The 24,146-nt window shown below is 39.0% G+C and carries 13 protein-coding genes and 4 pseudogenes; 14 read left to right on the forward strand and 3 right to left on the reverse strand.

Annotation, left to right across the window (positions count from 1 at the left end):
- Window positions 1-343: 343 nt before the first annotated feature.
- Window positions 344-700: a hypothetical protein gene (locus ACLKL2_RS19595; RefSeq protein WP_413692894.1), complete on the reverse strand. Its 357-nt coding sequence runs from the start codon at window positions 698-700 to the stop codon at window positions 344-346.
- A gap of 421 nt (window positions 701-1,121) precedes the next feature.
- Between ACLKL2_RS19595 and recC the strand changes: the two genes are divergently transcribed.
- The 13 genes and pseudogenes from recC (at window position 1,122) to ppiD (ending at window position 20,831) form a co-directional block, all read left to right on the forward strand.
- On the forward strand, window positions 1,122-4,220 hold the full coding sequence (gene recC, locus ACLKL2_RS19600; RefSeq protein WP_413692895.1) for an exodeoxyribonuclease V subunit gamma: 3,099 nt from the start codon (window positions 1,122-1,124) through the stop codon (window positions 4,218-4,220).
- Window positions 4,221-4,330: 110 nt separating this feature from the next.
- Window positions 4,331-4,558 (forward strand): hypothetical protein, encoded by a 228-nt coding sequence (locus tag ACLKL2_RS19605; protein WP_413692896.1) that lies wholly within the window; start codon window positions 4,331-4,333, stop codon window positions 4,556-4,558.
- Window positions 4,559-4,560: 2 nt separating this feature from the next.
- Window positions 4,561-8,346 carry an exodeoxyribonuclease V subunit beta gene (recB, locus tag ACLKL2_RS19610; RefSeq protein ID WP_413692897.1) on the forward strand — a complete coding sequence of 1,262 codons (3,786 nt, stop codon included), beginning with the start codon at window positions 4,561-4,563 and terminating at the stop codon, window positions 8,344-8,346.
- The gene (recD, locus tag ACLKL2_RS19615) at window positions 8,340-10,193 is read left to right on the forward strand and encodes an exodeoxyribonuclease V subunit alpha (RefSeq protein ID WP_413692898.1); all 1,854 of its coding nucleotides are present in this window, start codon (window positions 8,340-8,342) and stop codon (window positions 10,191-10,193) included. Before recB ends, recD begins: the two co-directional genes overlap by 7 nt.
- Window positions 10,177-10,455, forward strand: coding sequence for an ATP-binding domain-containing protein (locus ACLKL2_RS19620; protein ID WP_413692899.1), 279 nt, complete (start codon window positions 10,177-10,179; stop codon window positions 10,453-10,455). The genes recD and ACLKL2_RS19620 overlap by 17 nt, the downstream gene beginning before the upstream one ends.
- A gap of 49 nt (window positions 10,456-10,504) precedes the next feature.
- A pseudogene (gene ybaK, locus ACLKL2_RS19625) lies at window positions 10,505-10,965 on the forward strand (Cys-tRNA(Pro) deacylase).
- A 403-nt stretch (window positions 10,966-11,368) separates the two neighbouring features.
- Complete coding sequence (locus tag ACLKL2_RS19630) at window positions 11,369-11,983, forward strand: MarC family protein (RefSeq protein ID WP_113817894.1); 615 nt, start codon at window positions 11,369-11,371, stop codon at window positions 11,981-11,983.
- Between the two features lie 542 nt (window positions 11,984-12,525).
- A complete protein-coding gene (gene tig, locus ACLKL2_RS19635) occupies window positions 12,526-13,833 on the forward strand; it encodes a trigger factor (protein ID WP_413692900.1) in 1,308 nt (435 codons plus the stop codon).
- A gap of 113 nt (window positions 13,834-13,946) precedes the next feature.
- Window positions 13,947-14,570, forward strand: a complete 624-nt coding sequence (clpP, locus tag ACLKL2_RS19640; RefSeq protein ID WP_113817892.1) for an ATP-dependent Clp endopeptidase proteolytic subunit ClpP — start codon at window positions 13,947-13,949, stop codon at window positions 14,568-14,570.
- Between the two features lie 19 nt (window positions 14,571-14,589).
- A complete protein-coding gene (gene clpX / locus ACLKL2_RS19645; protein WP_113817891.1) occupies window positions 14,590-15,885 on the forward strand; it encodes an ATP-dependent protease ATP-binding subunit ClpX in 1,296 nt (431 codons plus the stop codon).
- Window positions 15,886-16,071: 186 nt separating this feature from the next.
- Window positions 16,072-18,428: pseudogene (lon, locus tag ACLKL2_RS19650) on the forward strand (endopeptidase La).
- A gap of 152 nt (window positions 18,429-18,580) precedes the next feature.
- Entirely contained in the window at window positions 18,581-18,856 is a 276-nt protein-coding gene (locus ACLKL2_RS19655) for an HU family DNA-binding protein (RefSeq protein ID WP_113817889.1), read from the forward strand.
- Window positions 18,857-18,935: 79 nt separating this feature from the next.
- Window positions 18,936-20,831, forward strand: a complete 1,896-nt coding sequence (gene ppiD, locus ACLKL2_RS19660; RefSeq protein WP_413692901.1) for a peptidylprolyl isomerase — start codon at window positions 18,936-18,938, stop codon at window positions 20,829-20,831.
- A 198-nt stretch (window positions 20,832-21,029) separates the two neighbouring features.
- Here the strand turns inward: ppiD and ACLKL2_RS19665 are convergent.
- Window positions 21,030-21,610, reverse strand: a pseudogene (locus ACLKL2_RS19665) (thymidine kinase).
- A 193-nt stretch (window positions 21,611-21,803) separates the two neighbouring features.
- Between ACLKL2_RS19665 and ACLKL2_RS19670 the strand changes: the two are divergent.
- Window positions 21,804-22,370: a DsbA family protein gene (locus ACLKL2_RS19670; RefSeq protein WP_413692902.1), complete on the forward strand. Its 567-nt coding sequence runs from the start codon at window positions 21,804-21,806 to the stop codon at window positions 22,368-22,370.
- A 138-nt stretch (window positions 22,371-22,508) separates the two neighbouring features.
- Here the strand turns inward: ACLKL2_RS19670 and gltX are convergent.
- Window positions 22,509-23,932: pseudogene (gene gltX, locus ACLKL2_RS19675) on the reverse strand (glutamate--tRNA ligase).
- Between the last annotated feature and the right edge of the window lie 214 nt (window positions 23,933-24,146).

Below are 24,146 nucleotides of genomic sequence, written 5' to 3' on the forward strand. Positions count from 1 at the left end.
AATTTATATGTGCTTTATGATTTTATTCTTTATCTGAGATTCCATTTTCGGCGCGAATTCTTTTTTGTCGTAGTTTTAAAGCGATTTGCATCGCTGTCATTACAAGCATAATAGAGGTCATCACTAGGAACATTGGTAAAATTGTTTCAGTAACTTTCCCAAAAATACTAGATGATTCGAAACTGTTACGTAAAAATGTCAACATTGTAGCTAAAGCTACAATTGTTCCTCAAGTAAGAGAAAGTAAATATGTCATTTTTCTCTGTATTTTACCCTAGCAACAATTACTTCACGGTCTTCAAAAGGGCTTCTAATTCTTTAGTTTGCTCTGGGATAAGGTTTTTTAGAGATTCGCAGTATTCTTTTTTACCGAAGAGGAAATAAAACTTGAATCCTTTATTTCCTTGATTATTTCTTCAATAATTTCTGTAATGCCATAGAGGTGCCTAGGTTCAATTTTATACTTCCGTGCTGTTGCATTTTTTAGGGCGGCGATAACCTCACTCGTTGGAAGATTACTTTCTGAAATTTCAGGGCGAATAGCATAAAGAATCTCTCTGTTAGCCGATAATATATTAATGGAAAGCTCACGTAAGTCCTTTTTTGAAAATATCGTTCTTGTAAGCCAAGCAACGATTAGGCGGCTCAGAACCCCTCCTCCAATACCTACAACCCATCCATTATTTAGTAATTCTCCCATACTCCTCCTTGTAGTTTTTAACAGTATAATTAGATAGATTTTTTCTTTACTTCTTCTTGTTACTCTAAATCAAGTTATGACTAAGAATCTCTATATTTATAAATAAATCAATTCCTTAAATGATTAAGTTAAATTGTCGTCATATGTAAATGTGCGTTGTGGATAGAAAAATAGAATATTGCACTTTTATGAGGCTCTATGGTGTTTCAGTAGACTGGATTATGTTTAAGCCTATTTAATATAAATTGATATTATAGAAAGTGAGATAGGGAAAATATCAATCCAACCCAATGATTAAATTTACTTTTTTCATCACTCTGTTAATTACTCTAATGATAGTTATGCTATTTTAGGGTTACTAAGAAAAACCAGATTAAGAAATCTCAGTTTAGAAAAACAACTTTCTCAAAAGGTGGTGCGTGTGTTTCAAGTTTATCACTCTAATCAAATCAGCTTGCTTAAAGACTTATTGTTGGCGCTGATCAATCAATCTCCATTAAGTAACCCCTTTGAAAATGAAACAATATTAGTACAAAGCCGGGGTATGGCGCAGTGGTTGCAGTTAGAAATTGCACAGTCTACAGGTATTGCGGCGAATATTGATTTCCCATTACCGGCGAGTTTTATTTGGCAGCAGTTTAAACATGTATTACAGGATGTGCCGGATAACAGTCCCTTTAATAAACAGTCGATGACTTGGCAGATAATGAAGCTATTGCCTGACTGTTTGGAAGATGAAGATTTTAGTGCGTTAAAAGAGTACCTGCAGGATGACACACACCTGCGTAAGCGTTTTCAGTTAAGCGGTAAAATCGCCGATATTTTTGACCAATATTTAGTGTATCGCCCTGAGTGGATTGATAATTGGGAAACCCTGCAAGATAGCCAAGTCAGTTTAGAACACTTACAGCCTGAATGGTTGAATACGCACCTTTGGCAGGCCAAGTTATGGCGTTTATTGGTGGCGAGTATTAAACAAGGGTTTCAATCGCAGGCTAAGGCTTATCACCGTGCGGGTTTATACCAAGACTTTTTAAGTACTTTAGCCACTAAAACTACTGACCAATTGACTCATTTACCAAAACGTATTTTTGTCTTCGGGATCTCTTCATTACCTGAGTCATATTTGCAGGCGCTATTGGGGTTAGGTGAACATTGTGATGTGCATTTTCTATTAACTAATCCTTGTCGCTTTTATTGGGGGGATATTGTTGATCCGAAATTATTAGCCAAGCGTTTTGCGCAGTCTCGCCCTAAGGTGAATGTGCAAGCGGGTGAAGTGAATGCCTTAACTGACTCCAGTTGGCAAAAGGATGAACAGCATTTAGCCTGGGCAAGTAGCGGTGATGTAGAAAGTGAAGTGGGTAACCCATTATTAGCGTCCATGGGTAAAATGGGACGCGACTTTTTATACCAACTATACAGTTTAGAGCAGCAAGAGATTGATGCCTTTGTGGATATTGACCGCGATAGTTTGTTACACAATATTCAAGCGGATATTTTAGAGTTACATGATAGCTCCTTGAGTACCTTAAATGATGTATCGCAACGTATTGAAGTGGCCGATGACGATAACTCGATTAGCTTGCATGTTTGTCACAGTGTGATGCGTGAAGTGGAGGTGTTACACGATAATTTGTTGGCGATGTTTGAGCAAGATCCTAGCTTAACGCCTAAAGATATTATTGTGATGGTGCCGAATATTGATGCCTATGCACCTTATGTGGAAGCGGTATTTAGTCGTACTAGTAGCCATGTGTCGATTCCATTCTCTATTTCCGATGTCAGTGCGCAACAAGAGAATCCTATTTTAGCGAGCTTTTTACAGTTATTAAATCTACATCAAAGCCGTTATACCCGTGAAGATATTCTCGCCCTGTTAGAAGTACCTGCGATGTTGAATCGTTTTGGTATTAAGCAAGCAGAGTTTGACCTGTTACAGCATTGGATCACCGAAAGTGGCATTCGTTGGGGGTTAAATAATGAGTCAGCAACCCAGTGGGAGTTACCCGCTTTGACTCAAAATAACTGGCTGTTTGGTTTGAAGCGTATGCTGCTTGGCTATGCCATGAGTGATGAGCTGTTTGAAGGTATTGCGCCTTATGATGAAGTGCAAGGCTTGCAAGGGGATTTGTTAGGGCGGTTTATTGAGTTTATTGATACGCTGATTATCTTAGAGTCTAATCTGCAACAGGATTTAAGTTGTGCCGATTGGCAATTGTTTATCAACCAACTGATTGATGATTTTTATTTAGAAGATGAAGACAACAGTGTGCTGTTTAGTCAGATTCGTCAACAGATGCAAACGCTGGTGGAGCAAACTGAACAAGCTAAATTTGAGCAACCTTTATCATTATTGGTGTTGGTTGAATACTTACAGGAGCACTTATCTAGTCAGTCTAATAGCCAACGCTTTTTAGCAGGACAAGTGAATTTCTGTACCTTGATGCCGATGCGTTCTATCCCCTTTAAAGTGGTATGTTTGTTAGGGATGAATGATGGTTTGTATCCACGTTCGTTATTACCAATGGGCTTTGATTTAATGGTCGGTCATCGAAAACGTGGCGACCGTTCACGCCGAGATGAAGATCGTTATTTATTCTTAGAGGCAATGCTGTCAGCGCAGTCGCAGTTTTATATCAGTTACATTGGTAAAGATATCAGTGATAACAGTGAAAAAATGCCTAGTGTGTTAGTGAGTGAGTTGCTCAACTATATTCAGCAGAGCTTTAGGTTAACCAGTCAACTGGATTTAACTTTAGATGATGGTCAATTAGAAAAAGAACTATTGTCAGCTTTTACCCATCATTACCCAATGCAAAGCTTCAGTGAGCAATACTTCCAAGGTAAGCAGGTGACTTATCAGCAAGGCTGGTGGGAAGCGATTAATAAAGCGGTGAGTAGTGAAGATGAGCTATTTACACCTTTGCCTTTGATACAAAGCGAGCAAATAGAGTTAAGTGCGCTGATTCGTTTTTTACAGAACCCTTGTCGCGCTTTCTTTAACCAAGGTTTAAATGTGTACTTTGAGATGGATGATATCGACCAAGAAAACGATGAGCCTTTTGCCTTAGATAATTTACAACAATACTTATTAAAAGCGGAACAGTTTAAACATGGTTTGGACGACCAAGCCTTAACCGCTTTATATATTGGATTACAAGCGCAAGGTAAGTTACCTGTTGGTGAGTTTGCTACACTTATTTTTAATAAAGATTTACAGGTGATGGTGGATTTAGCGAGCATTTATAGTAGTTACTTTATTGGTGATATTGAACAGATTGCCGTGGATATTCCGTTTAATGATAAACGTTTAGTCGGTGCGTTAGATGACCATTGTGAAAATGGATTAGTACGTATTAAACCGGGTAACATTAAAGGTAAGGATCTGCTTAAACTGTGGGTAGAGCATTTGAGTTATTGTATTGTCCACGGTCAACACCTTAATGCGACCTTGTTTGGTCAAACCAAAGGCCATTATTTTGAGGAGATCCGGCTGATTATGCACACCAACGTTTAGCGGAATTAATTGCATTATATGAACAAGGTTTACAACAAGCACTACCTTTCTTTATTGAAAGTGCATTTCAGTGGTGTGAAGCGGTGTGTAAATTAGAGCCGAGAGTGTATGTGTTAGATGAATTAAGTTTTGAAACACGTGCGGCAGGGCAGCAAGAAGCGCTTAAAACCTTTAATAATAGCCGTGGTTATTCAGAAGCAAACGACCCTTATATCAACCGTGTTTATGAAAATATTGAAGACCATTGGCAACAGTTTGAAACCATTGCATTACAAGTGTTTATGCCATTATTGTGCAATTTAAATGACTTAATTTACGAACAATGGGGAGAGGCATAATCATGACTGAAGAAACACAATTATCATTGATTGAAGCTGATAACCTATCAGCACCTGCGTCTTTGCAAGATGGTACAGTCTTGCCTGCTAGTGATATTGCCGTCACGCCTTTACAAGCACTGACTTTTCCGTTGTTTGGGCGTCGTTTAATTGAAGCCTCTGCGGGCACGGGTAAAACCTATACGATTGCCAGTTTGTTTATTCGCTTGTTATTAGGTCATGGCACACAGGCTGATGCCAATGATGCTGATTTAACTGGGCAAACCGCGCACCAAACGCCTTTAACCGTGGATAAGATTTTAGTAGTAACTTTTACTGAAGCAGCCACAGCGGAGTTAAGAAGTCGTATTCGTGATCGTATCCGTGAAACACGTTTAGCCTTTGTGCGAGGCAGCAGTAAAGATGCTTATTGTCAGCAGTTAATTGACGATAGCACTAACCTTGAACATGATATTCGCTTATTACGTTTTGCAGAATTGCAGATGGATGAAGCCTCTATCTTTACTATTCATGGTTTCTGTCAGCGTATGTTGCAACAAAATGCCTTTGAATCAGGCAGCTTATTTCAGCAAACCTTATTAGAAGATGATGCAGATATTTTAAGCCAAGCCTGTAATGATTTTTGGCGTGCACATTTTTATCAATTATCAACGCCCTTAACCGCGATTATTTACAGCTACTGGGCACATCCTGAAGCGTTGAAAAAAGAGTTGCAGCAATGGTTATCACGTAATGATTTAACCTTTATTCCGAACATCACTGATTTTGATTTTCAAAGTAAATATGAGCAAGGCTTAAATGCTATTGCTAAGGTGAAACAAGCTTGGAATGCCGATAAAGATGACTACCTAGATATTCTGGAATATTCAGGCATTGATAAACGTAGTTACAGTAAACGTTATTTACCGAAATGGTTTGAGCAAGTCTGTGAGTGGGCGGCAACGGAAAGCTTTGATTTAACCTTGCCTAAAAATCTGCTGAAGTTTTCACAGTCGGAGTTGATCACTAAAACCAAAAAAGGCGAGCCACCGACGCATGCTACTTTTGCCTTAATTGAGTCTTTGTTAGCGCAGGATATCTCCCTTAAAAATACCTTGCTGATTAAAGCCACGCATTGGGTGCGAGATAATCTGCAAAAAACCAAACAGCAACACATGTTATTAGGTTTTGATGATTTACTGACGCGTTTGGATGTAGCGTTACAAGGTTCTGCTGATGGGCATTTAGCCGAGCAGATAAAGCAGCAATATCCGATTGCCTTGATTGATGAATTCCAAGATACCGACCCAGTGCAATACCGTATTTTTGATACGATTTATCAGCAAGCTGAAACGGTGGTTGATGAGGAGTCTGATCCAGTTAGTCCAGCAGCCGCTTTTGGTTTGTTTATGATTGGCGATCCTAAACAGGCGATTTATAGTTTCCGTGGTGCAGATATCTTCACCTATATGAAAGCGCGTAATGCGGTGTCCGCCCATTACAGTTTGGATAATAACTACCGTTCTAGCGCAGAGATGATCGATGCGGTGAATGGCTTTTTCCAACATAAAATTGCACCCTTTATTTACGACCAGGATATTCCTTTTCATCCTGTGCAAGCACCACCGATTAAACGTAAAAAGTTAGTGGTGAATAATCCCGATGATGATCAGCAGACTGCATTACAGTTTTTACATGTAAAAGGGGCCTTGAGCAGTGATGCTTTTCGTCATGAGAGTGCACAGGCAACAGTCAATGAAATTAAAGCCTTGCTATTGTTGTCGCAACAAAATCAGGCTTATTTAGAAGACACAGAGGGTAATCATCATCCTATTCATGCTAGCAATATTTCAGTGTTAGTGAGAACCGGTAATGAAGCCAATATTATTCGTAAAGCGCTATTGGAAGAGAATATTAATAGCGTGTATTTGTCACTTAAAGAGAGTGTGTTTGCCAGTGTTTTAGCGCAGGATTTATTACGCGTTTTAAACGCTTGTTTACACCCAAGTAATGAACGTTATTTACGATCAGCCATTGCCTGTAAGCTTTTCTCGCTGACCCCTTTGGAAGTACATAATACTTTCTCTGAAACGGCTAGTTGGGAAAGCAAGATTGCCGACTTTGCGCGTTATAAAACCCTGTGGGAAGAGAGTGGCATTTTAGTGATGCTGCAACAATGTTTTCATGAGCAAGGTATTAGTGCGCATTTGTTAACACAAAGCCAAGGTGAACGTGCTTTAACGGATTTATTACACCTTGCTGAATTGTTGCAAAAAAATAGCATGGTCTATGAAGGGGCATTTGCTTTAGTACGTTGGTTTAGCGAGCAAATTAGCAATGCTAAAAACGAACAAGGTGAACAAAAGCAACGTTTAGAAAGCGAAAAGTCGTTGGTGCAAGTCAGCACGCTACATAAATCGAAGGGGCTGGAATACGATATTGTATTTATTCCTTTTAGTGGTTTATATCGTGAACCTAAAGAGTACTTATTTCATGATGAAAAGCAGCGTCTGGTGTTTGACCTTGATGGCGGTGAAACCAGCAAAGAGTATACTGAAAAAGAGCTGCTAGCAGAGGATATCCGTTTGTTATATGTAGGCTTAACACGCAGTGTTTATCGTTGTTATTTAGGCATTGGACCTTATAAAAAAGGTCGAACGAAAGCCTCGCCATTAACCAAAAGTGCCTTGGGCTATTTAACGATTAAAGCGGGTGAAGAGTTACAAACCGGTGATGACCAAAGCTTGGTACGTTTATTACAAGGTGTGTGTCAGCAGTCAGATAACATTGGTATTCGTCATGCACCAGAGTTACCAAGTGAAACCTATCAAGTGGCCACGCAATCGCCCGATCAGTTAATTGCACCTAAGCAGTTTGCTGGTGTGATTGAAAAAAACTGGTGGGTAACTAGTTACTCTGCTTTATCGCGTTTTCATACGGCACCTACGATAGAAGATAAACAAACTAAAAAAATTCCAGAAGAGCGTGCTGAATTGCCAGTGGTTAGCAATGAATTACCATTGTTAACGCCTGAAATGCCAGAAAAGAATGTGTTTAGTTTCCCGAGAGGGGCAAAGCACGGTACGTTTTTGCATGAACTTTTTGAAGAGATAGATTTTCAAGACAGTCCATCTGAGCAGTTGAGCCCTTGGTTACAGGAACGATTGACGGTCAATAATTACGAAGATCCTGAACAGTGGGCTCCTATTGTTAGCCAGTGGATTGAGAATATCTTAGCGCATCGATTAACGCCGGCTCTTTACCCTGATTTATTCTTATCTCAGTTGAGTGAAGCGCAGAAAAAGGTCGAGATGCAGTTCTTTATTCCAATGAAACCTATTGAAGCGAGCTCAGTTAATCGTTTAATTGCACATTACGATCCTTTATCTGCACAGGCAGGTTCATTGCAGTTCAATCAAGTGCAAGGCATGTTAAAAGGGTTTATCGATTTAACGTTTGAGTACCAAGGCCAATATTTTGTACTCGATTATAAATCAAACTATTTAGGGGATCAGTTGGCAGATTACAGTCAACAAGCGATGTCGGAAGCGATTATTGAACATCGTTATGATTTTCAATATCAGCTTTATACTTTAGCGTTACATCGATTATTACGTTCACGTTTAGCTGATTATGACTATGAAACACATGTAGGCGGTGTGTTTTATACCTTCTTGCGTGGTATGCAAGGTGATAAAGACGCAGGTGTTTATTTCACTAAACCTAAGTTTGAGTTAATTGATAAATTGGATAAGTTATTAAGCGGCGAACTAACGGCTGAGATGTTGCAGGAGGAGTTGTCATGTTAGAGCAATCAATACCATCAAGCCCAGAATCGGTAACGGTGATGCCAACGGAACATAGTATGTTAACGCTGTTAAAAAAGTGTCAGTTAAATCAGCAAATTCGACCTATCGATTTTCACTTTGCCAAGTTTATGGCGGAATTAGGCGCTGACAATTTGATGCAATTAGCGGCGGCACTGACCAGCCAACAGCTAGGTGGTGGTCATATCTGTTTACCTATTGATAAAATGGGCGGATTGTTCCATCAACACTGTTTGCAATTATCGTTGGACTCTCAACAGGAGAGTGAGCGTCTCAATGTGTCCTGTATTTTTCATGATCCTCAGCAAACCCATTATCAACTCAATGAAAGTCTTTGTTGTGGTGATGATGCGCCGTTGAGGTTGCAATACAGTGCATTGTTTATGGCTCGTTATGCGGAATTTGAGCAATTGATTTCCGATAAACTATTACAACCGATTCCGGTGCAAGTGGATGTCGCTAGTAAAGGTTATTTAGAGAAGTTGTTTACGCCTCAATATCGTTATTTATGGGATGCTTGGCAGAGTGATACCAGTCAATCTATCCAAGTGTTGTGCGAAAAATATTTGGATGTCATTGAACAAGGCGCTGTAGATTGGAACGCGGTGCAACAATGCTTTATGAATGCGACTTCAGAAAAAGATCTGATCTTATTAGAGTCTCTCATTCCCAATAAAGTACGTTGTGATTGGCAAAAAATCAGCGCAGCATTAGCGTTAACTTCGGCACGTTGTATTATTTCAGGTGGCCCAGGGACCGGTAAAACCACCACGGTTGTTAAATTATTAGCGCTACTATTAAATGCCCAACCTGATTTGATGATTAAGATGGTTGCACCAACAGGTAAAGCGGCGGCGCGACTAACTGAGTCGATCACCAATGCCTTAGAGGAGTTAGATTTAGGTAATCTCATGGATGGTCAGAAAGCCCCTAATATTCCAACGGATGCCAGTACTATCCATCGATTATTAGGTGTGCGCAATAACAGTGCGCATTTTCGTCATCATGCAGGCAATCAGTTAACCTTGGATTTACTGCTGGTGGATGAAGCCTCGATGGTTGATTTACCTTTAATGGCAAAATTGCTTAGTGCGTTACCGGACCATGCTCGTTTAATTTTGTTAGGCGATAAAGACCAGTTAGCATCAGTGGAAGCAGGGGCTGTACTAGGTGATATTTGTTCGTTTATTGAATTAGGTTACAGCCAACAAAAAGCGCAACAATTAGCAGAGTTAACCGGCTTTGATTGTTTATTATCACAGGGCAAACATGCGCAAGCGACTATGTCTGATAATTTATGCTTATTGAGAAAAAGTTACCGATTTGATCAATTTTCTGGCATTGGTTATTTAGCCAGCGCAGTGAATAAAGGAGGTGTCACGGCGGCTAAATTATCAGCCTTATGTGAACAATATGATGACCTTGCTTATTATGCCAACGATGCAGATAACGCTGCTGATTTTGAACGTTTAGTCGTGGAAGGCTATAAGCCATACCTCTCTGAGTTATGCGTCATTCACCAAGGTAACCGAGATAAAGCCAAAACCTTGTTGAGTGCTTTCAATGATTTTAAAATATTGTGTGCGACTCGCGAGCAAGAATGGGGGGTGGATACATTAAATCATCGCTGTGAAAAACTATTACAAAAAGCAGGTTTACTGATGCGCCGTTTTGATATGACACAAACCTGGTATGTGGGGCGTCCAGTGATGGTGACCGAAAACAGTTATCATCTTGGTTTGTTTAATGGGGATATTGGTTTGTGTTTAGAAGATGAACACGGGCAGTTAAGAGTTTATTTTGTGATGCCCGATGGCAGCGTTTCTTGATTTTCAGCCAAGTCGTTTACCTGCACACCAAACAGTATTTGCGATGACAGTGCATAAAAGCCAAGGCTCTGAGTTTAAGCATACCTTGTTAGCCTTACCTGATTATGCTTTACCTGTCATGAATCGAGAGTTAATTTATACGGGTATTACGCGTGCTAAAAAACGTTTAACATTGATCGCTGACTTAGCCTTAGTAGCAAGCTCGGTAAGAAATCGAGCAAGCAGAAATAGCCGTTTAACAGAACGATTATCTGCTCATTGAATAGGGATTTATTGACGTTAGTATCAATAAAGTAGAGATAGGGAATAATATGACTCCAGCGATTAAAGTGGCTGAAAAACATAATATCAAGTTCCAAGTACATCAATATAAACATGACAAAAAAAATGAGTCTTATGGGTTAGAAGCCGCTGAAAAGATGAATGTGGATCCACATCAAGTCTTTAAAACGTTAGTGGTGGAGGTTGATAAGCAGTTAGTTGTTGCCATCTTACCTGTGACTAAACAGTTAAATTTGAAAGCTGTTGCAAGTGCGTTAAAGGGCAAGAAAGCGCAGATGGCGAATAAAAATGATGTGCTTCGTTCATCGGGTTATGTATTGGGGGCGTAAGCCCTTTAGGTCAGAAAAAACAACTACCCACTGTGATAGATGAAAGTGCGAATGCCTTTTCTGATATTTATGTTAGTGCTGGTAAACGTGGTTTGGAAATTCAATTAAATGCGGAAGATCTAGCATCGATAGTATCAGCTAGTTTTGTGGCCTTGACATAGCTTTAGTTAACTCAAGGCCATTAAACGAAACACCTTTAAAGGAGCGCTGAGTGAAATTAGCCGACAGGCTAGTGTATTGAACGGAAGCACTCTGTGGTTCCTTTTTTCAGCCTGCTTTGTTTAATTTTTATGTGTTTAGTAACATATTGGTTCGCTTTGTTCATCTTGGCTTATACTTGCATGCGTTGACTCGCATACAGGAAGGCTAAAGCCTTCGCCCCCAAAATCAAGCTTTGCTTAATCATTGCTGTTTTTACAATCAGTACTTCAACTTGGGTTTAATCACTTCTATTCACTTTCTTTTAAATAATTAAAGATCTTGCAAATCACTCTGTGTTAGCATCGCGCTGAAAATTCCTAGCGTTGTGTTTAGGTTAACTTTTAATTGCAAATGAGAATGTAGATGGAACAGTTTATTACCCTTTATTTAAAACTTTTTTTTATGATGACACCATTTTTTGTGTTGTCTGTATTTTTGATCTTGAGTAAAAGCCTTAACTCAAGTGAAAAGAAGCGGGTGATTTTGAAACTGAGTATTACAGTATTGATTATTAGCTTAGTCTTTTTGATTTTTGGTCAATATATCTTTAGTTTATTTGGTATTACCTTGGATGCCTTTAAAATAGGTGCAGGGACTGTGTTGTTTTTAAGTGCCTTAGAAATGATTAAAGGCGATACAGAAATGCCTGAGGGGACTAATAAGCGTGGTGGTGATTTTGCGATCGTACCCTTAGCGATTCCTGTTGCTATTGGCCCTGGTGTGATTGGTATTTTAATGGTGATTGGCGCTGAATTAGAAAGCTTTACTGATTTTATGAGTGTAATTGCTTCGCTTATTGCTGCTGTTATATCAATTGCAGCCGTATTGCTCTTTTCCAACAAAATTCAACAGCTACTTGGGCAACAAGGGCTGGAAGTGTTGCCTAAAATCACTGGATTATTTGTATCTGCAATCGGCGCTCAAATTGTCTTTTCAGGTGTAAAAGGCTTCTTTGTTGACTCGCTTTTATTACACTAAGCTCTTCACTTGTATTGAGCATTAACAAGATTTAATCTAAATCGATTAAATCTTGTTTTATTTATTAATATATCACTGCGCGATAATCACATCTTTTTTATTGGTTAAACAGTACTTATCAATTCCCTTTAAAAACCTTTTTTATCATCAATATTCGAACGGTTTTAGCTAGCATTTTCACGTTTTACTGACGTCAAAATAAGTACTTTTGTATAACTATTGAACAGTTGTTAAGTGCTGATAAACATCAATTTAATCCGTTAATCTTATCAAATCACTTAAAATTGTGCGAAATAAGCGCGGATCTATTAAAAATAGCGGGTGCATGTCATTTTTCCTGTGGACTGCCTATCGACTATCGCCATAACAGTGTCTATAATGGCGCGTCTTAAATTTCACCATAGAAATTACAAACTAATTTTTAATTAAGGTGTCATTTTTATAATGCGGTAGTCCACGCAATTACACCTTAGTGATGAAAGTAATGGATGTTACTTTTGTCAGTAAAAACAATTTTTAATGTAAAAGATAAAGGAAATACAATGCAAGTTTCTGTTGAATCTACACAAGGTCTAGAGCGCGTATTAACAATTACTGTTGCCGCTGAAGCATATGATAAAGAGTTTGATGGTCGTATCCGTCACCTATCTAAAACACAACGTGTTGATGGCTTCCGCCCAGGTAAAGTACCTGCATCAGTTATCGCTAAGCGTTTCGGTGCTGCTATCGAGCAAGAAGTTGGTGGCGAAGTAATGCAACGTAACTTTTACGAAGCAATCGTAGCTGAAAAACTAAACCCAGCTGGCGCACCTGCTGTTGCACCACAACCGCGTAAAAAAGGCGAAGACTTTGTTTTCACTGCTACATTCGAAATCTACCCAGAAGTAGCACTTAATGCATTAGAAGAGCTAGCTGTTGAAACAGTATCTACTTCAATCGAAGATGCTGACCTAGATAACATGTTAGTTACGCTACAAAAGCAACACGCTGAGTGGAAAGAAGTTAAACGTAAATCTAAGAAAGATGACCAAGTAACGGTTGATTTCGAAGGTTCTATCGACGGTGAACTATTCGAAGGCGGTAAAGCTGAAGGCTTCCAAATCGTACTAGGTAGTGACCGTATGATTCCTGGTTTTGAATCTGGTATTCTTGGCCACAAAACAGGTGAAGAGTTCTCAATCGACGTAACTTTCCCTGAAGATTACCATGCTGAACAGTTAAAAGGTAAAGTTGCACAATTCGCAATCAACCTAACTAAAGTTGAGCAACAAATTCTTCCTGAACTAACTGAAGAGTTCGTTAAGAAATTTGGCGTTGAAAGCGGTGACCTAGAAGTACTAAAAGCTGACGTTAAGAAAAACATGCAACGTGAACTTGATCAAGTAGTTAAAAACACTGCTAAAGATAACGTATTAACTGCATTAGTTGAAAACAACGAAGTTGAAGTACCAAAAGCATTAATTGAAAGCGAAGTGAACGTTTTACGTAAGCAAGCTATGGAACGTTACGGCAAAGAAATGGATCCAAACAACTTACCTGAGCTACCAGCAGAATTATTTTCTGAGCAAGCTGAAAAGCGCGTAAAAGTAGGTCTACTATTAGGTGAAGTGATTAAAGTTAACGAATTAAAAGTTGACCAAGATAAAGTTTCTGCATTAATTGAGAACGCTGCATCTGCTTACGAAAACCCTGCTGAAGTTGTTGAATACTACAAAAACAACAAAGAGCTAATGCAAAACATGGAAAATGTTGCATTAGAAGAGCAAGCAGTTGATTTTATCATTGAAAAAGCTAAAGTAACTGAAGTGAAAAAATCGTTTGATGAAGTGATGAACAAACCTGCTGCTTAATAGTTTTCAACTATTAATTCAATTGGTTATATATTTCAATGGCTCGAGTGATTTCACTCAGGCCATTTTCATTTTTGGTAGACACAATAAATAATTATAATTTAGGATGGAATATGACTAACCCATTTGCTGGAAATACGGAACAAATTAGTAACGCACTTATCCCTATGGTTGTTGAACAAACGGCAAAAGGTGAGCGTTCATATGATATCTATTCTCGACTATTAAAAGAGCGTGTTATCTTTTTAACGGGCCCTGTAGAAGATCACATGGCAAACTTGATCTCTGCTCAGTTATTATTCTTAGAATCTGAAAGCACAGAGAAAGATATTTACATCTACATTAACTCACCAGGTGGTTCAATTAGTGCTGGTATGGCGATTTACGATACTATGCAGTTTATTAAACCTGATGTAAGTACTATTTGTATGGGGATGGCAGCAAGTATGGGCGCATTCCTATTAGCAAGTGGTGCAGAAGGTAAGCGTCATGTATTGCCTAACGCTAAAGTAATGATCCATCAACCTTTAGGTGGTTTCCAAGGTCAAGCATCTGACTTTGAGATTCATGCCAAAGAGATTATTGCAACAAAACAACGTATGAATGAGTTATTAGCATTCCATACTGGTAAAGATATTGAAATTATTGCGCGTGATACAGACCGTGATAACTTTATGCGTGCACAAGAAGCAGTGGACTACGGTATTGTAGACTCTGTTTTAACGCGTAGAAAATAATTGAGAGGTATAGATAACTATGTCGGATAAAAATAACAATGACGCTAATAACAGCAGTCTATTGTATTGTTCGTTCTGTGGTAAAAGCCAGCATGAAGTCAAAAAACTGATTGCAGGACCTTCTGTGTACATCTGTAATGAGTGTGTTGACCTGTGTGACGACATCATTAAAGAAGAGATCGCAGAGTTAACAAGTACTACTGATACAGAAAGCAGTAAGAAAAAATTACCAACGCCACATGAAATTCGTGCCTCTTTAGATGATTATGTTATTGGTCAAGACCTTGCTAAGAAAGTACTTTCAGTAGCAGTTTACAACCACTATAAACGTTTAAAACATGGTGATGTTGCTGACGGTGTTGAATTAAGTAAATCAAATATCTTGCTGATTGGTCCAACGGGTAGTGGTAAAACACTATTGGCTGAAACCATGGCGCGTTTATTAGATGTGCCTTTCACTATGGCAGACGCAACGACATTAACTGAAGCGGGTTATGTGGGTGAAGATGTTGAGAACATCATTCAGAAGTTATTACAGAAATGTGATTACGACCCTGAGAAAGCACAGCGCGGCATTATTTACATCGATGAAATCGATAAAATTACGCGTAAATCTGAAAACCCATCAATTACTCGTGATGTATCAGGTGAAGGTGTCCAACAAGCGTTATTGAAATTGATCGAAGGCACAGTTGCTTCTATTCCTCCACAAGGTGGGCGTAAGCATCCAAACCAAGAGTTTATCCAAGTGGATACCTCGAAGATCTTATTTATCTGCGGTGGTGCATTCTCTGGTTTAGATGGCATTATCGAGCAGCGTATTGATACTGGTGCTGGCATTGGTTTTGGTGCAACTGTTAAAGATAAAGACAACAAAGAATCATTAAGCGATACTTTCAAGAAAGTTGAGCCTCAAGATTTAGCGAAATACGGTCTTATTCCTGAGTTCATCGGTCGTTTACCAGTTGTCGCGACGTTGACTGAATTAGATGAAGAAGCATTAGTTGAAATTTTAACTGCACCTAAAAATGCAATTACAAAACAATATGCGGCTTTATTTGGCTTAGAAGATGTTGAGCTTGAGTTCCGTCCTGAAGCATTGACTGCAATGGCTAAGAAAGCGATGAGTCGTAAAACTGGTGCACGTGGTTTACGATCTATTGTTGAAGCTGTGTTATTGGATACCATGTACGATTTACCATCGGTTGAAAACGTAACGAAAGTTGTCGTAGATGAAGGTGTGATTGTAGGTGATTCTGCGCCATTATTAATCTATTCTGAAGATGAAGCTAAACGCGTATCGTCTGATAAATAAGCAGTTAGTTACTGTAAATTAAAAAAAGGGAGCTTTTAGCTCTCTTTTTTTGTTTATATGCTTGAAAAAAACAAATCATCCCCAATATTATTCTTACTTACGATTTTTTATAGCGAGTTGAGCTGTGTCATTTTTCGACTTGTCATTATTTATCTATCCATTTTCAATACTTTTTCCGGGGACAATATGAAATTAGAAACAGATCAGCTGTTGACATTACCTGTCTTACCACTTCGTGATGTTGTCGTTTATCCGCACATGGTTATCCCATTATTTGTCGGTAGAAAAAATCAATCAGCTGCTTAGAAGCGGCTATGGAACAGGGCAAAAAAGTCCTATTAGTTGCACAAACTGAAGCAACCTTAGATGACCCTAAAATTGAAGACTTGTACCCAGTGGGTACAGTGGCGAATATTTTACAACTACTAAAACTACCAGATGGTACGGTAAAAGTATTAGTAGAAGGGGTGCAACGCGCTAACATCGTTCGTAATATCGATAATGAAGAGTATTTCTTTTCTGAAATTGAATTGTTAGAAAGTGAAGGTGTTGACGAAAAAGAGGAAGAGGCGCTAGTTAGAAGCGTACTGGGTCAGTTTGAGTCATACATTAAACTAAACAAAAAAATTCCACCTGAAGTATTAGCATCAGTGAACGGAATTGATGAGCCTGAGCGTCTTGCAGACACGATTGCTGCGCACATGCCATTAAGCTTAGAAGATAAACAAGCTGCATTAGAATTAACCAATGTAACGGAACGTTTTGAATACCTGATGGGTATGATGGAAAACGAAGAAGATATTTTGAAAGTTGAAAAGCGTATCCGTAGCCGTGTTAAAAAGCAGATGGAACGCAGTCAGCGCGAATATTACCTTAACGAGCAAATGAAGGCGATTCAAAAAGAGTTGGGTGATAACGAAGAAGGTCAAAGTGACCTTGACCAACTTGCTGAAAAAATCGAATCAGCTGGTATGTCTGCTGAGGCAAAAGAGAAAGCGTTATCTGAACTTAAAAAGCTAAAAATGATGTCACCAATGTCATCTGAAGCAAGTGTTATCCGCACTTACATCGAAAGCTTAGTGAATGTGCCTTGGAAGAAACGTAGCCCAGTTAAAAAGAATTTAGCAAAAGCACAAGAGATCCTAGACCAAGACCATCATGGCCTTGAAAAGGTCAAAGAGCGCATCTTAGAGTACTTAGCGGTGCAAACACGTATCAATAAGTTAAAAGGGCCTATTTTATGCCTTGTAGGGCCTCCTGGTGTGGGTAAAACCTCTTTAGGTCAGTCAATTGCGCGCTCAACTGGTCGTAAATATGTGCGTATGGCATTAGGTGGTGTACGTGATGAAGCAGAAATTCGAGGTCACCGTCGTACTTACATCGGTTCATTACCGGGTAAACTGATTCAAAAAATGACCAAAGTGGGTGTTAAAAACCCATTATTTTTATTAGATGAAATCGATAAGATGGCGTCAGATATGCGTGGCGATCCGGCTTCTGCATTGTTAGAAGTGTTGGATCCTGAGCAAAATAATAGCTTTAATGACCATTACCTTGAAGTTGATTATGACTTGTCTGACGTTATGTTTGTGGCAACCTCTAACTCAATGAATATTCCTGGCCCATTATTGGACCGTATGGAAGTGATTAATCTTTCTGGTTACACAGAAGATGAAAAGTTAAACATCGCTAACCAACATCTTTTAAGTAAACAGATTAAACGTAATGGCTTAAAAGAGAGTGAAATTACCATTGATGACAGTGCAATCATTGGTATTGTACGTTACTACACGCGTGAAGCGGGTGTGCGTGCTCTAGAGCGTGAAATCTCTAAAATCTGTCGTAAAGTGGTGAAAGATATCTTATTAGACAAGAGTCTGAAAAAGATTGATGTGACCATCGATAACTTGAAGGATTACCTAGGTGTTCGTCGTTATGACTTTGGTAAAGCAGATTCTGCTAACCAAGTTGGCCAAGTGACTGGCTTAGCATGGACATCGGTGGGTGGTGATCTATTGACCATTGAAGCAACCTCTGTGCCGGGTAAAGGTAAGTTAACTTACACCGGTTCATTGGGCGATGTGATGAAAGAGTCTATTCAAGCAGCGATGACAGTGGTCCGAGCTAAATCAGAAGAATGGCGCATTAACAGTGACTTTCATGAGAAGCGTGATATCCATGTACACGTTCCTGAAGGTGCAACACCTAAAGATGGCCCAAGTGCGGGTGCAGCAATGTGTACTGTGCTTATTTCAAGCCTAACGGGTATTCCTGTACGAGCTGATGTGGCGATGACAGGTGAAATTACGTTACGTGGTGAAGTACTGCCTATTGGTGGTTTAAAAGAGAAGTTATTAGCAGCGCGTCGTGGTGGTATTAAAACGGTATTAATTCCGTTTGAAAATACACGTGACTTAGAGGAAATCCCTGATAATATTAAAGACCAACTTGAAATCAAGCCCGTACGCTGGATTGATGAAGTATTAGAAGTTGCCTTACAAGATAGTATCACAGGTTTTTCTGTTGAAAAAAACGCCAAATAGGTGATTAATCGCATACAATACGGGCTAGTTCGCTAATTTTATTGAAATTTACTTGCTTGAATTTGAATAGAGAAGTAGCCTAGCTCAAGTTTTTTACAATGTGCCACTCAAGATGAAGATAGCACCAATTATTATAAACAGGGGATTTACAAATGAATAAAGGACAATTAATCGATAACATCGCTGAAAGCGCAGACATTTCTAAAGCGGCTGCTGGCCGTGCATTAGATGCATTTATCGAAAGCGTAACAACGGCTTTAGTTGAAGGCGACAGCGTATCTCTAATCGGTTTTGGTGCTTTCTCAGTTAAAGAACGTGCTGCTCGTACAGGTCGTAATCCACAAACTAACGAACCAATCGAAATCGCAGCTGCAAAAGTACCTGCATTTAAAGCGGGTAAATCATTGAAAGATGCTATCAACGCTTAAGCGTTTATTAGCTCTTCCATGTATTAAGCGCGTCCTATGATGCGCTTTTTTTGTTTTTAGTCTTAAAGAGTAAAATATTATGTTAGAAAGAATGCGCGAAGGGTCGCAAGGCGTCGTCGCTAAAAGTATTTTAATTGTGATCATCCTCTCTTTTGCTTTAGCAGGGGTGAGTAGCTATTTAGGTACGTCATCAGTGGATGCTGCTGTGACTGTCAATGGCGAAGATATTTCACAACAAAGTGTTGAACAAGCTTATCAAAATGAAAGAGCGCGCTTACAACAACAATACGGTGAGCAATTTGAACTATTAGCCTCTAACCCTAACTTTGCACAACAAGTACGTGCGCAAGCGACACAGACTTTGATCACTGAACGTCTAGTGGCACAGGCTGTTGCGGATATGGGATTACGTGTTGGTGATGAGCAAGTTAAAGAAGCGATTCGTAACATGCCTGATTTTCAAGTTGATGGTAAGTTTGATAACAACCTTTACCTTTCTCTGTTACGTAATAACAACCTGTCACCTGCACAGTTCAGCGCTAACTTTAAGACTGATTTAGTACGTGTACAGTTGTTACAAACATTAGTGGGCAGTGAGTTTGTTTTACCGTCTGAAGTTGCACAAACAAGCAAATTACAAGGTCAGCAACGTGTTGCTCGTATCTTAAATGTTGATAGTGCTGATTTTGTAGCTGATGCAAATGTAACGGACCAAGATATTGAAGCGTATTATGCTGACAATAGTCAAGCATTCCAAAGCCCTGAGCAAGTGAATGTTGAATACATTTTATTAGACGCTGATACATTAACGTCTGAAGTGAATGTGACTGAGCAAGATATTCAAGATTACTACGACTTACACAAGTCTGATTACCAACAAGTAGAGCGCCGTAAAGTCGCGCACATCTTTATTGAAGGTGATTCTGATGAAGCGAAAGCTAAAGCAGAAGCTATTTTAGCTGAAGTGAAATCTGGTGCTGACTTTGCTGAATTAGCAAAAACTAAATCAGAAGATGTGTACTCTGCTAAGAATGACGGTGAGCTAGATTGGTTTGAGCGTGGTGTAATGGATCCTGCTTTTGATTCAAGCGCATTTGCTTTAACTGAAGCATCGCCTATTTCAGATGTTGTTAAATCTGAGTTTGGTTACCACATTATTAAGTTAATTGATGCACAAGAGAATACACCTCGCCCATTAAGTGAAGTGCAGTCTCAAATTGAAGTTGCATTGAAAAATGAAAAAGTGAGAAGCATTTTTGACGATCTATACCAACGTCTAAGCGAAGTGGCTTTTGAGTCTCCTGATAGCTTAGAAGAAGCATCTGCTGAAGTGGGTGTTGAGATCCAAGAGAGTGGTTTATTCTCAAGTGCTAATGTGCCAAGTGAACTAGATTCTCGCGACCTATTAAGCCAAGTGTTTGATGAAAACTTCCGTGCTGAAGGTCTGAACTCTGAAGTAATTGATATCTCTGACTCTAAAGCGATTGTGGTACGTGTGAAAGATTACCAAGAAGCTGCAACAAAACCGCTTGCTGAGGTAACTGATCAAATTACTGTACAGTTAGAAGAGCAGAAGTCGGCTGAAGCCGCGAAGCAATTTGTTGAGTCTTTAATGACTAAACTGAATGCGGGTGAATCAATTGATAGTGATTTACAAGCTAAAGACTTAGCCTTTACAGCACCGCTGACCTTAGCGCGTTACAGTCGTGATTACGACACGCAAATTATTCAACGCTTATTCCAACTAGCAAAACCTGAAACTGATCAGGTTACACGTGATTATGTTGGTACGGCACAGGGTGATTTTGCTGTGATTGAGTTATCTGATGTGATTGAGCAAGACGCGGATCAAGTAGAAGAAGAAATGCAAACGCAGTTAACAACTATGTTACAACGTAGTACGTCAGATGCGACATACCAGGCGTTAATTACTTCATTACTGAACAATGCTGATATTACATACGCAGGTCAATAATCTGTATTGATGTTAAGGCATCTTATTAAGTGATTTAGAAGCGGCTTTTATAAGCCGCTTTTTTTATGCCTTTAAGTTAAACCAATCACACTAAGTAACTGATCTATTTTACTTGTTAAAATAACTTACTTCTTCGTTGTAATGTTCGCCTTGAATTAAGTCATTTCTCCTGCGCAAAATTACTTAATGCAATTGGTATTATTTATCCCAGAACTCTTTTCTGAAATGTTTACGGCATACGGAGACATAAGTTTCGTTTCCGCCTATCTCTACTTGTGCACCTTCATGCATTACATTACCATTGCCATCCATACGTAAAATCATATTGGCTTTGCGACCACAGTGACAAATAGTTTTTAGCTCTATTAATTTATCTGCCCATGCTAGTAAATATTGGCTACCAGGAAATAACTCTCCTTTAAAATCGGTTTTTATGCCGTAGCATAGTACTGGGATGCCTAAAATATCCACCACATAGGTGAGTTGTCTAACTTGTTCTTTACTGAGGAATTGAGACTCATCAATTAAGATACAGTGTTGTTTATTTTGTTGATGCACTTCTGCAATCATTTCAGCTAGATTGTCTTGTTCATTAAAGATATGAGCATCACTTTCTATACCAATACGCGACGATACTTTACCTACACCTGATCGGTCATCAATTGCTGCTGTTAATACATAGGTATTCATTCCTCGCTCTCGATAGTTATAAGAAGATTGGAGTAAAGAAGTCGATTTCCTGCATTCATTGCAGAATAATAAAAATAAAGTTGTGCCAAAACATGGTCCTATGAATAATTAAATAGCCCCCTTGATTGATTAATAACAGTTTTTTATGGATAGTAGGGGGAATAGCCCATGATAACATTAGCAACTGAATTTTTATTCTAATCATTTTTATGTGCTTCATGTTTTACGTCAAAATATGATCGATGTGCTTTTTCAAGTTGCATTGGTTGATAAGGAGCAACTATGAATCAAGCTGTTTTACACTATGTTTACGACCCTATGTGTAGTTGGTGTTGGGGATTTAAGAAAACCTGGTTACAACTAGAGAAAATGCTAACAAAAGATGACATTGAGATAAAATACCAACTAGGTGGATTGGCACCGGATAGTGACCAGGTGATGCCTGTGGAATTGCAACAAACACTGCAAGGTATTTGGCGCACTATTCATACTAAATTAGATACTGAATTTAACTTTGACTTTTGGACTGAATGTCAGCCTCAACGCTCAACTTATCCTGCTTGTCGTGCTTGTTTAATTGCAAGAGAAGAGGGTAAAGAACAAGAGATGCTGTTAGCTATTCAACAGGCTTATTACTTACAAGCTAAAAATCCTTCTTTAAGTAGTACGTTAATCGCATTGGCTGAGCAAGTTGGTTTGGATAGTGAACATTTTGCAACTCAATTAACTAGCCAAGAGGTTAATGCTAAATTAATGGAAGAAATTTCAGGGAGTAGGGCGATGCCGATCCAAGGTTTTCCCTCTTTTAGTCTTAACAGTCGCGGGAGAAGTTTTTCCGATTGCAATTGATTATAGCGACTGGCAAAAGACCTATATGCAAATCAAGCAGTTAATAAACGATAACTAGAAAGGGTTAGACTTTAGGTAATAAAAAGCCCATTGATAGCAGTGTATCAATGGGCTTTAAATTTTAAGTGTTAAGCTATTTTAAGCTGCGTTTTCACGTGCTTCAATAAACGCTATAGCACGTGAGATACGAGCAACACTTCGCTCTTGGCCAATTAAGGCTAAGGTTACATCAAGAGATGGCGATTGACCTGCACCTGTAATAGCAACACGTAAAGGCATACCTACTTTACCCATACCTACTTCTAATTCAGTTGCTGTGTCTTCAATGATCTTATGTAAATTTTCCATTGACCAGTCATCAGTTGCTTGTAGTTTACTTTGTACTAAAACTAACGCTTCTTTAGCCACTGGACGTAGGTGCTTTTTAGCCGCAGTAGCATCAAATTCTTCGTAGTCTTCATAGAAGTAACGGCTTGAGCTTGCTAATTCAACCAATGTTTTTGCACGCTCTGCTAATGCTGTCACTACTTCTGTTAAGGCTGGGCCATTACTTGTATCAATATTTTGCTGATCCATGTGCCATTGAAGGTGTTCTGCTACATAAGTTGGATCAGATGTTTTGATATAGTGGTTGTTTAACCATAATAACTTATCAGTATTAAAAGCTGATGCTGATTTACTCACGCCATCTAGGCTGAATAGATCAATCATCTCTTGTTCAGAGAATACTTCTTGGTCACCGTGTGACCAACCAAGGCGCACGAGGTAATTATTAAGTGCATTAGGTAAGAAACCTTCATCGCGATATTGCATTACTGAAACTGCACCGTGACGTTTTGATAGCTTCGCACCATCATCACCTAGAATCATTGAACAATGTGCAAAAGAAGGTACGGGTGCCCCCAGTGCTTCATAGATGTTGATTTGACGAGGCGTATTATTAATATGGTCTTCACCACGAACAACGTTAGTAATGCCCATGTCCCAATCATCAACCACTACACAGAAGTTGTAAGTCGGTGAACCGTCACTACGACGAATAATTAAATCATCTAGTTGATCATTAGCTATTTCGATTTTGCCACGGATCTCATCCTCAAAAACAACAGATCCTTGTTTTGGATTACGGAAACGAATAACACAGTCTTGATCTTCCGTTGCTGCTGCATTTACAGCAACAATTTTAGGATGGTTAGCATCGTAACGAGCCATCTCTTTATTCGCTTCTTGCTCGGCACGAATTTCATCTAATAATGTTTTAGGTGCATAACATTTGTAAGCTTTGTCTTCCGCTAATAGCTTTTCAACCATTTCGTTGTAACGGTCGAAACGTTTAGTTTGGTAGTAAGGACCTTCATCCCAATCTAAACCCAACCATTTCATGCCTTCTAATATTGCATCAACAGCTTCTTGAGTAGAGCGTTCAATATCCGTATCTTCAATACGTAATACAAATTGACCACCTTTACTTTTAGCGTGTAACCATGAATATAGTGCAGTACGTGCGCCACCAACGTGTAAGTAGCCGGTAGGGCTAGGGCAAAACGAGTTTTAACAGTCATTAAAAAGCTTCCTTATAATACAGCTTGAAGAATAGTGCGCATATTTTAACGGAAAGCTATCTAATTACATTAACTATTTGCCAACAAACCAATTTTGCCCCATAAAATGCTATAATTTACAAATATTAAGCGTTTGTTGTTTACCCTTTGAGCAGTCAGTTAAAAAAGTACAATTTTATTCAAAAAGGTCTTGACTGAAAAAAGGCTATCCCTA

Origin of the sequence: Psychromonas sp. KJ10-2 (genome assembly GCF_047323255.1) — a bacterium.
Classification (GTDB): Bacteria; Pseudomonadota; Gammaproteobacteria; order Enterobacterales; family Psychromonadaceae; genus Psychromonas.

Excerpts from the sequence above, each read along its gene's own strand:
- ACLKL2_RS19595 (WP_413692894.1), bottom strand. The coding sequence starts at position 700 with ATGGGAGAATTACTAAATAATGGATGGGTTGTAGGTATTGGAGGAGGG.
- recB (WP_413692897.1), top strand. The coding sequence starts at position 4,561 with ATGACTGAAGAAACACAATTATCATTGATTGAAGCTGATAACCTATCA.
- recD (WP_413692898.1), top strand. The coding sequence starts at position 8,340 with ATGTTAGAGCAATCAATACCATCAAGCCCAGAATCGGTAACGGTGATG.
- ACLKL2_RS19620 (WP_413692899.1), top strand. The coding sequence starts at position 10,177 with ATGGCAGCGTTTCTTGATTTTCAGCCAAGTCGTTTACCTGCACACCAA.
- ACLKL2_RS19630 (WP_113817894.1), top strand. The coding sequence starts at position 11,369 with ATGGAACAGTTTATTACCCTTTATTTAAAACTTTTTTTTATGATGACA.
- tig (WP_413692900.1), top strand. The coding sequence starts at position 12,526 with ATGCAAGTTTCTGTTGAATCTACACAAGGTCTAGAGCGCGTATTAACA.
- clpP (WP_113817892.1), top strand. The coding sequence starts at position 13,947 with ATGACTAACCCATTTGCTGGAAATACGGAACAAATTAGTAACGCACTT.
- clpX (WP_113817891.1), top strand. The coding sequence starts at position 14,590 with ATGTCGGATAAAAATAACAATGACGCTAATAACAGCAGTCTATTGTAT.
- ACLKL2_RS19655 (WP_113817889.1), top strand. The coding sequence starts at position 18,581 with ATGAATAAAGGACAATTAATCGATAACATCGCTGAAAGCGCAGACATT.
- ppiD (WP_413692901.1), top strand. The coding sequence starts at position 18,936 with ATGTTAGAAAGAATGCGCGAAGGGTCGCAAGGCGTCGTCGCTAAAAGT.
- ACLKL2_RS19670 (WP_413692902.1), top strand. The coding sequence starts at position 21,804 with ATGAATCAAGCTGTTTTACACTATGTTTACGACCCTATGTGTAGTTGG.